Raw genomic sequence first — 8,757 nt, 5'->3', positions numbered from 1 at the left:
TTCCAGGTCGGCGAGGCCTGTTCCCAGATCAGCCGGGCAAAGTCGTGGGTGTACTGCTGGTAGCCAGCCTGGCCGCGCTCGGTGCTGAAGTAGAACTGGTACCACCATTGCAGCTCGCCCTTGGGCGGCAGCGGCTTGCGGTTCACCTCCTGGCTGCCGATCAGATAGCCGCTGACCGAGACCAGCGCCTTGGTGCGTTCGGGCCACAGGGCGGCCACGATGTCGGCCGTGCGGGCACCCCAGTCATAGCCGGCGATCACGGCCTTGTCGATCTTGAGCGCATCCATGAAGGCGATCACGTCGCTTGCCAGCGCCGCCTGCTGACCGTTACGCGGGGTATCGGCCCGCAAAAAGCGCGTACTGCCGTAGCCGCGCAGATAGGGGATGTAGACGTGGTAGCCGGCCTTGGCGAGCTGCGGGGCAACGTCCACATAGCTGTAGATGTCGTAGGGCCAGCCGTGCAGCAGGATGACCGGCGGGCCGTCCTTGGGGCCGTCTTCGGCGTAGCCGATATCGAGCACATCGGTCTTGACCTGCTTGAGGGCGGCAAAGCTGGTGTGCGTGCCACGGCCTATGGTGGCGGGATTGGCAGCGGTGGCCGGGCTTTCGGCGGCCCAGCCCAGTTGGGTGGTGGCAATACCGGCGAGGATGGTGGCGATCAGCGTGCGGCGCAGTGCGTTCATGGTGTGCTCCTAGGTCAAAAGTGGAATTTCGGGCGTACGATCCCCTACCCGTGCAGTCTGGGACTGCAGCGGCCGGGGGGATAAGTCGGGACTACCTAAAGGGTGGGACGGCGGATTTAGCCAGGGGGAGCCCTTTCCGGGAGGCTTTTGAAGCGCAGCCGCGCCTCCAGTCCCCCTTCAGGGCGGTTGTGTAAGGTCAGCGTGGCGTTCATGGCCAGGCTCAGTTGGCGGGCAATCGCCAGGCCCAGGCCGGTGCCGCCGGTATCGCGGTTGCGCGAGCCTTCCAGCCGGTAGAAGGGCTGGAATACCGCCTCCAGTTGTTCCTCAGGAATGCCGGGGCCGTTGTCGCGGATATGGATGGTGGCGCCACCTTCGTCAAAGCGCGCTTCCACCGCCACCGCACCGGCGTACTTGAGGCCGTTGTCGATCAGATTGCTCAGCACCCGCTTGAAGGCCTGCGGCCGGGTGACCAGGGCCGTGCCGAGCTGACCCTCCAGCTCCACCGGCTGGCCGGCATCCTGGTAGTCATAGACCAGGCTGCTCAGGAGCGCGTCCGGGTCGATGCGGGTGGCCGGCTCGGTGTTGCCATGCAGGGTACGGGCAAAAGTCACGCCTTCGCGCACCAGGGCCTGCATCTCGGCCAGGTCCTGATTGAGCTTATGGCGCAGCTCGGGCTCGTCCAGCATGTCGGCGCGCATGCGCATGCGGGTGATGGGGGTCTGCAGGTCGTGCGAAATGGCGGCCAGTATCTGCATGCGTTCGGTCATGTACTGCTTGATGCGGTCCTGCATGGCATTGAAGGCGCGTGCGGCGCGGACCACCTCGATCGAGCCGGTCTCATCCAGCCGCTCGGCCTGCAGATCCGGCCCCAGTGCGTCCGCCACCTGGGCCATCTCCACCAGGGGGCGGGTGATCAGCCGCACTCCCAGCCATACCACGGCGGCGATCAACAAGAGCTGCAGCCCCAGCACCACCGGCAACCAAGCGGAGATAGGCAGTGGCATGGGCTGCATGTCTACGGTCAACTGGCTGCCATCGCTCAGCCGCAGGTGAGCCTGTACCCGGTCGCGGCTGCCCGGCACCTTGCTGGCCGTGATGGGGTAGTGCTGGCCCACAGCGGCAGCAAAAGAGGCCGCAACCCGGCTCGACAGTGTGGTGTCCGGCACGCCACCGGCAAGACCCGGCCCCAGCTCGAAGCGGTAGGTACGCCGTTCCAGCCGGGGCAGCCAGGCCGGTCGCTCGGCGGCCGGCAGGCGGTCCAAGAGGGCCACCGAGCTGGCAACGTCCTTCTCCAGGTAGCCCAGCATCATGTCCACCGTGGCAGCGCGGCGCTCCGCCATGATCAGCACATAGGTCAGCGCATTGGCGAGCAGGAGGCCGACAAAGAACACCAGCCCCAACCGCATGAACATGGTGCGCGGCCAGTAGCGCCAGCCCATTACCAGCTCACTCATGGCTGCCCCCGCCCTGCTCCACGGCCACTGAGAACACATAGCCCTCGCTGCGCAGTGTCTTGATATAGCGCGGCTCGCGCGCGTCGTCCCCCAGGCGCTGCCGCAAACGGCTCACCAGGAGGTCGATGGAGCGGTCAAACGCATCTGCATCGCGCCCCTGGGTGAGGTTGAGCAACTGGTCGCGGTTGAGCACCCGCTGCGGGTGGTCGATAAATACGCGCAGCAGGCGGTACTCGGCACCACTCAGCGCCACCTGGGTATCTTGCGGGTCGAGCAGGTGGCGGCCCACGGTATCGAGCCGCCAGTCGCCAAAGCGGATGATCTGGCTGGGCTCATCGGCCTGCATATTGGGTGGCAGCATGCGGGTACGGCGTAGCACCGAACGTACCCGCGCCAACAGCTCACGCACGCCAAAGGGCTTGGTCAGGTAGTCGTCGGCGCCCATCTCCAGGCCCACGATACGGTCGGCCTCGTCGCTCAGCGCGGTCAGCATCAGGATGGGGACGGCGCGCCATTTGCCGGCACGCAACTCGCGGCAGAGCTTGAGCCCGTCCTCGCCCGGCAGCATCAGGTCCAGCACGATCAGATCAAAGGGGTACTGCTCGAGCAGGCTGCGCATCTGCCGGCCATTGGCCGCCAGCGAGACGCGCAGGCCGTTCTTCTCCAGGTAGTTGCCTAGCAACTCCCGGATCTCGCGGTCATCGTCCACCACCAGGATGTGATCGGGCTTGTCCATGGGCTCAGTCTTCGGTCTTTTTCCGGGTCTGGTTACGGGAGCTGGGGATCAGGTTGCAGCGTAGCGGGTGAGTAACCTCGACGCACACCGTACCCAGCAGCAGGGCAAGGGCAGAGAGCAGCTGTTTCATGCGTCCTCCACCACCGAGAGGCTGGCACCGTCATTGATGCCGGCTTCCAGCGCATAGGCATCCACCCCCTCCAGGCAGCCCAGGTTCACCCGCCACATTTTCGGGTCCTTGCGAGTCTGGTGGAAGGGGTAGATGCCGCAGGTCTTGCAGAAGAAGTGGCGCGCGGTATGGGTATTGAACTGGTACAGCGCCAGCGATTCCTGGCCCTGCAGGATGGTCACGTCCTCGGCCGGCACCATGGGCGACATAAGTGCGCCACGACGACGACAAAGACTGCAGTTACAGCGTGCGGCGGGCAGGAGCGCGGTACGGACCTGGAAGCGGACGGCGCCGCAGTGGCAGCTGCCGATGTAGAGCGATTCGTTCATGAGGTGCTCCTCGTTCGGTTGACGATGCCGTTATACGCGCCGTTTTCAGGCCCTTTGTATCGCAATGTATCCAGCCCCCGGCGGTACACACAACATTTAACCCAAGGCCGATCGGGAAACACGCCAGATACCTCAGCCCCTTTAAATGCAGCCATACCATGCAGGACTGGCCCCTACCTCAAACCGGTCCGCCTGCTGCCCATCACCCGCAGTACCGAAAAGGAAAACGCCATGAAGCTGCTCCGCCCCATCGCCCTGATCACCAGTCTCTTGCTGGCTGCCTGCGGCCAGGCAGAGACCATTACCCGCCCCATGCCGGCACCGGAATTCAGCGGCCTGGGCCAGTGGCTCAACAGCAAACCGCTCACCGTTGAGCAACTGCGCGGCAAGGTCGTGCTGGTCGATTTCTGGACCTACACCTGCATCAATTGCATCCACACCCTGCCCTATGTAAAGCGCTGGCACGAGCTTTACAAGGACCAGGGGCTCACCGTGGTCGGTGTCCATACCCCTGAATTCCCCGAGGAGAAGTCCATTGACAACCTCAAGGACGCCACCCGCCGCTTCGACATCCGCTACCCGGTGGTGCAGGACAACCAGTACGCCACTTGGGAAGCCTACGGCAACCGGTTCTGGCCGGCCTTCTACCTGATCAACCGCAAGGGTGAGGTGGTTTACCGCCATTATGGTGAAGGCCGCTACGACGAAACCGAGGCCACCATCCGCAAGCTCTTGGCCGAGAAGGCCTGAGTGGGTTTGATGGAAACCGCAACGGGGCCGATATGGCTCCGTTGTCGTTCATGCCAGCCGGCATCCGTTCACACCTTTGGCCGTCGATTCGCGCCGCCGGCACGTCGATTCGTCTCAAGCACCCGCGCACCAGTGCCGGCACATTCACCATGGCGACATCTCAAACGGAGCCGCCAACATGATCCTCGCCATCCTGCAGCACACCCCCACCTGGGTCTTCATCCTATTCGCCGTGCTGTTCTGGCTGGGCCTCAGGCAGACCCGCGACAATACCGTTTCACAGTACCGCACCGCCATCATGCCGGTATTCATGCTGGGCCTCTCCTTCAGCGGTGTGGCCGGTGCCTTCCCCACCCTGCCACAGACCTACGTGGCCTGGTTTGCCGGTGTAGCCGCCAGCGTGCTGGTCTACCGCATGGTGGGCGTACGTAGCGCCGCCAGCTACGACCCGCAGCAAGGCACCTTCCACCTGCCCGGCAGCTGGCTGCCGCTGTGCCTGATGCTGACCATCTTCAGCACCAAGTACGTCATGGCCATCTTCCTGGCCATGCACCCCGCCCTGCACAGCCAGGCCCTGTTCGCCACCGGTCTGAGCCTGATCTACGGCCTTTTGAGCGGCCTCTTCCTGGCCCGCGCCGCCAACCTGTGGCTCCTGGCCTGGCAAACCCGCAAGACCGCCAGCCTCGCCGCCTGAACCCTCGGACTCATCTTTGCCCCACCTGCACCTGGGTGGGGCTTTTTTGCCGCTCAGTCCCCCATGTGGAGGATGTGCGACGCTGAGGTAGCCGGTATCGTGCCCACCTGGCCGGCCCAAGCTGCAAGGGTCTATGCTGCACCCACACGCAAGGCCTGACGCCGAGCACATCTGCAAGGGAGAGACATATGAAAAGCATCCACGGCCGCGGCCTGGGTTGGCATAGCGACCTGCCCGACTTCCGCGACCACACCCCCGACAGCCCCACCGTGGCCAAGGTGCTGGGCAAGTCCGCCCCGCTCAAGAAGGCCAGCGCTGCCGCCAAACTGCCCACCAAGGTGGACTTGCGGCAGTACTGTTCGCCCATCGAGGACCAGGGCCAGATCAATTCCTGCACCGCCCACGCCGGCACGGCCATGTACGAGTATTTCGAGCAGCGTGCCTTCGGCAAATACGTGGATGCCTCGCGGCTCTTTCTCTACAAGGTCACCCGCCAGCTCTTGCAGTTTGACGGCGATAGCGGCGCCTACCTGCGCGATACCATGAAGGCCATGGTGCTGTTTGGCCTGCCGCCAGAGAAATACTGGCCCTACAACGTCAAGCAATATGACGACGACCCAAATAGCTTCTGCTTCTCTTTTGCGCAGAGCTACCAGGCCGTGGACTACTACCGGCTGGACCCGCCGGGCACCAGCCCCAAGGACCTGCTGGCCCATATCAAGACCAACCTCGCCGCAGAACTGCCGGCCATGTTCGGTTTCTCGGTCTACAGCTCCATGCCGCCCTTAGGCGAAGGTACCGGCAACATCCCCTTCCCTGACAAGGGCGACACGCTGGAAGGTGGCCATGCGGTACTGGCGGTAGGCTACGACGACAACAAGAAAATCGGCACCAACAAAGGTGCACTGCTGATCCGCAACTCCTGGGGCACCGGCTGGGGCGAGGCCGGCTATGGCTGGCTGCCCTATGCCTACGTGGAGCGTGGCCTGGCACAGGACTTCTGGAGCATGGTCAAGGGTGAGTTTGTCGATACCGACTTGTTCAACAAGGCTTGAGGGCCTTCCTTGAGCTGATATTCGGCGCGTGGCAGATAAATTCAGTTCAGGCGCCCGGGAAACCCGGGCGCTCATCCCTTGTTATGCCTGAACCCAGGCCCACCCTTGATTTAGCCCCATCCCCTCCGCCCCGCCCGCCGGCGGGGAACCTCGCTACGCTCGCAGGAGCACGGAACACGTGCCTGCGCCCCTTCGTAGTTTGCAAGCAGTCATCATCCCCGGCACTCTTTAGGTATATTCCTGGGCACCAGCTAACATCTGCTTCAAACGATTCAAATAACCCCAACTTACGTGCAGGAAACTGCTTTGAAATCTGGCAACGCACTCACTCTCGGTCTGCTCGGTGGCTTTGTCGGCGCCGTCGTGCTCTTGATCTACCTGCACGTACAGGCGCCCTTCCCGGTGCCGGCCGAGGAGGTCCAGCCCGCCACCGAGGCCGCGCTGCGCGCCTCGCTCAACTACTACAAGCCCAAGACGGCCGGTGCCATGAATGTACTGATCGAGGGCAAGACCATCAGCCCCACGGCACTGGAAGCGCTCAAAACCGCGCTGAGCGGCCAGCCGCTGAGCAGCGACCCGCAAGCGCCTTGCGCGCCGGGCAGCGCCACCGAGGCCACCGCCTGCGAAGGTGTGGACTACCTCGACGCCCGCTTTGTCGCCATGCCCTTCCTCTACGCCGGCCAGGTCCAGTTGCGCAGCCACCGCTGCACGCAATCGCTACTGCTCTTCAAGCTGCGCGGCAGCTGGTACCCGTATTCCAGCAAACAGGTCTGCAACAAGCCCGCACCCGCGAAGTCCTGATGCCCGCCGTGCCGCCGCACCCTCTGTGGCTACTTTGGCAGTGGTGGGAAGGGAGCGCCGAACTCGCTGCCCGCAAGGTTGTAGCGCGAGCCGGCCCAGCCGCTGAACGGCAGCAGCTGCTTGCCGTTACCGGCAAAGCGGACTGCCACGCAGGCTGACTGGAGGGTGAGGACGTTGGGGCCACGGGCGTCCTCGCAGGCTGCCTGGGTAGGATGACAGTGCACGCCATAGGGGGCCGAGGTCTGATGCGGGTCCATGCGCTCCTGGTAGCAATAGCCGGCGCTGTCGAGCCATTGGTCGAAGCCCTGCACCAGGGCGGAAGGAGGCAGCCAGACTTCCACCGTATGGGGCGTGCCGGTGAAGCGGCCACTCAGCGACTGGACCTCCCAGCCGTAGGGTGCAGCCTGGCTGGAATCAGGCGCGGCCAGGTTTGCCAACTGGTAGGCGCAGTCCTTGGCATCGGACAAGTGATAGATCACGGTGGGCCGGCCATAAGGCGTGGGCGCATCCCGTCCCTGCTTGCGCGCAGTGTCCGATACATCCTCGACAGCCGGGATCTCTGCCCCGGTAGCACGCCAGCGGGCACGCAGGCTGGTCAAGTTTTCCTTGCCCTGTGGGCCATAGATCTGCAGGTAGACGGTCACCCCGCCGCACAACGGCCGGTTGGCCGGCCGGCGGGCGACCGTCGACGGTGGGGCCGGCATGCTGGGGGGCAGATCCGGTACTACGTCGGCCTGCGCCGGTGGGCGCGTCGCGGGTACAGCGACGGCAGTTGGCGGGGAGGCACTGCCCGCCTGGCTGGCCGGTACAGGTGGCTCGGCCGCAGCTTCCAAGGGAGCTTCCGTCGATTCACAAAAACTGTGCTGCCTAGCCTTGCGTCGTGGCGATCCACCGGGCTCGTCACGCGCCCAGTAGCCAAAGATCCGGGTGACGGGCGAGACCACCGGTTCGGTCGGACATTCGAAGGTCGAAAGCAGGGTCCTGCACACCGCCAGCTTGTCGCGCAAAGGCTGGCAGAGGCCGTAGGTGGTGCGCAGCATCTCAAGTGCCTCCTTGTTGTCCTGAAAGGCCAGTTCCTGGTGCTTGGTGCGGACGACCTGCCAGGCAGTCATCAATTGTGCCGCCATGCGGCCTATGGGTTCGATGGCCTTGTCGTTGGTCGACGCGAGCGGCAGGGTGGCATAGGTGTCGTACAAAGGGCGCAGCAGCTGCGGGTCGATCTCGCTGCCGGCGCCCCCCTCGCCGCTGGCGTTCTGGAAGGCCGCCCACATGCCCGACGCCGCCGAGAAGATCACGCCCAGCCCCAGGCCCGCCGTGGCGGCCGACTTGGCGACGATGCGGCTGGGCCGCCGCAGCCCACCCTCCGGCTTGGCCGCACCCTCCTTGCCATCCGCCGCAGGTTCGGCCAGCTGGCTGTTGGCATGGTCATCCACCTGTGACTCATGCATCACCCGGTCCAGCGCCGCCAACAGCGTAGCCTCATCCAGCGCGCTGCCCAGGTGCCGGCCGAGCGAGAAGTAGCTCTCCCACTGGGCTTCGTCGAAGAACTGGTCGGCGGTGGACTCGTGCGGAAAGCGCGCATGGTCGCGACTGTAGTTGTACAGGTCCTCGGGCAGACCAGTGGTCAGATTGGGCTTGACCAGCACCAGCACACCCGGCTCCTGGTCACCGGGGTAGTCCACCCTTGCCAGCGCAAGACAAGCCGGGCTGGCGGGGGACGCCAGGTCGTCCAGCGAGCCGAACAACTCGGTGCCGCTGACATTGGGACGCACGAAACGGATGTCGACATCGAGGTCGATCCGAGCCCGCCGTATCAGATTCTCCAGATCGCCGAAGCGATACTCCGGGTCGGCACCGCAATCGGCCAGTACGATCAGCTTGCAACGCGCCACCAGGAGCGGATAGGCGGCCGTATTCTCGCAATGGCCACCATCGCTAAGGTACTGGATGCGGCTGCTGCTGCCGGCGAACTGCGCCAGCAGCTCGGAGAGCAGGTAGCTGTACTTGGGCAGCCAGCGGCCATACCAGGGCAAAGGGGCGCCCACCTCCCCGGCGTTCCACCAGTAACCGAGCCGCACCCCTAGGG

General features: G+C 64.6%; 10 protein-coding genes. 4 read left to right on the top strand and 6 right to left on the bottom strand.

Annotated elements, in window-relative coordinates; genetic code table 11:
- The 5 genes from VIM95_RS15615 to VIM95_RS15595 all read right to left on the bottom strand — a co-directional run.
- Positions 1-683: alpha/beta fold hydrolase (locus VIM95_RS15615; protein ID WP_331987512.1), on the bottom strand; the 683-nt coding region annotated here is incomplete at its 3' end.
- Positions 684-799: 116 nt separating this feature from the next.
- The gene (locus VIM95_RS15610; RefSeq protein WP_331987509.1) at positions 800-2,137 is read right to left on the bottom strand and encodes an ATP-binding protein; all 1,338 of its coding nucleotides are present in this window, start codon (positions 2,135-2,137) and stop codon (positions 800-802) included.
- Positions 2,130-2,873, bottom strand: coding sequence for a response regulator (locus tag VIM95_RS15605; protein WP_331987505.1), 744 nt, complete (start codon positions 2,871-2,873; stop codon positions 2,130-2,132). Before VIM95_RS15605 ends, VIM95_RS15610 begins: the two co-directional genes overlap by 8 nt.
- A 4-nt stretch (positions 2,874-2,877) precedes the next feature.
- Positions 2,878-3,003: a hypothetical protein gene (locus tag VIM95_RS15600; protein ID WP_331987501.1), complete on the bottom strand. Its 126-nt coding sequence runs from the start codon at positions 3,001-3,003 to the stop codon at positions 2,878-2,880.
- Positions 3,000-3,371 carry a GFA family protein gene (locus tag VIM95_RS15595; RefSeq protein ID WP_331987498.1) on the bottom strand — a complete coding sequence of 124 codons (372 nt, stop codon included), beginning with the start codon at positions 3,369-3,371 and terminating at the stop codon, positions 3,000-3,002. The genes VIM95_RS15600 and VIM95_RS15595 overlap by 4 nt, the downstream gene beginning before the upstream one ends.
- 231 nt (positions 3,372-3,602) lie before the next feature.
- Between VIM95_RS15595 and VIM95_RS15590 the strand changes: the two genes are divergently transcribed.
- The 4 genes from VIM95_RS15590 to VIM95_RS15575 all read left to right on the top strand — a co-directional run bounded on the left by VIM95_RS15590 (position 3,603) and on the right by VIM95_RS15575 (position 6,671).
- The gene (locus VIM95_RS15590) at positions 3,603-4,121 is read left to right on the top strand and encodes a thioredoxin family protein (protein WP_331987494.1); all 519 of its coding nucleotides are present in this window, start codon (positions 3,603-3,605) and stop codon (positions 4,119-4,121) included.
- 178 nt (positions 4,122-4,299) lie between these two features.
- Positions 4,300-4,815, top strand: coding sequence for a DUF6622 family protein (locus VIM95_RS15585; protein ID WP_331987491.1), 516 nt, complete (start codon positions 4,300-4,302; stop codon positions 4,813-4,815).
- Between the two features lie 188 nt (positions 4,816-5,003).
- The gene (locus VIM95_RS15580; protein WP_331987487.1) at positions 5,004-5,870 is read left to right on the top strand and encodes a C1 family peptidase; all 867 of its coding nucleotides are present in this window, start codon (positions 5,004-5,006) and stop codon (positions 5,868-5,870) included.
- Positions 5,871-6,176: 306 nt separating this feature from the next.
- Positions 6,177-6,671: a hypothetical protein gene (locus VIM95_RS15575; RefSeq protein ID WP_331987484.1), complete on the top strand. Its 495-nt coding sequence runs from the start codon at positions 6,177-6,179 to the stop codon at positions 6,669-6,671.
- Between the two features lie 29 nt (positions 6,672-6,700).
- On the opposite strand, the gene VIM95_RS15570 is transcribed toward VIM95_RS15575, so the two are convergent.
- Positions 6,701-8,757: hypothetical protein (locus VIM95_RS15570; RefSeq protein WP_331987481.1), on the bottom strand; the 2,057-nt coding region annotated here is incomplete at its 5' end.

Origin of the sequence: Chitinimonas sp. (genome assembly GCF_036568685.1) — a bacterium.
Lineage (GTDB): Bacteria > Pseudomonadota > Gammaproteobacteria > Burkholderiales > Chitinimonadaceae > Chitinimonas.
The sequence above is the reverse complement of the archived record's forward strand: the minus strand, read 5'-3'. Positions and strand labels throughout refer to the sequence as shown.

Excerpts from the sequence above, each read along its gene's own strand:
- VIM95_RS15610 (WP_331987509.1), bottom strand. The coding sequence starts at position 2,137 with ATGAGTGAGCTGGTAATGGGCTGGCGCTACTGGCCGCGCACCATGTTC.
- VIM95_RS15605 (WP_331987505.1), bottom strand. The coding sequence starts at position 2,873 with ATGGACAAGCCCGATCACATCCTGGTGGTGGACGATGACCGCGAGATC.
- VIM95_RS15600 (WP_331987501.1), bottom strand. The coding sequence starts at position 3,003 with ATGAAACAGCTGCTCTCTGCCCTTGCCCTGCTGCTGGGTACGGTGTGC.
- VIM95_RS15595 (WP_331987498.1), bottom strand. The coding sequence starts at position 3,371 with ATGAACGAATCGCTCTACATCGGCAGCTGCCACTGCGGCGCCGTCCGC.
- VIM95_RS15590 (WP_331987494.1), top strand. The coding sequence starts at position 3,603 with ATGAAGCTGCTCCGCCCCATCGCCCTGATCACCAGTCTCTTGCTGGCT.
- VIM95_RS15585 (WP_331987491.1), top strand. The coding sequence starts at position 4,300 with ATGATCCTCGCCATCCTGCAGCACACCCCCACCTGGGTCTTCATCCTA.
- VIM95_RS15580 (WP_331987487.1), top strand. The coding sequence starts at position 5,004 with ATGAAAAGCATCCACGGCCGCGGCCTGGGTTGGCATAGCGACCTGCCC.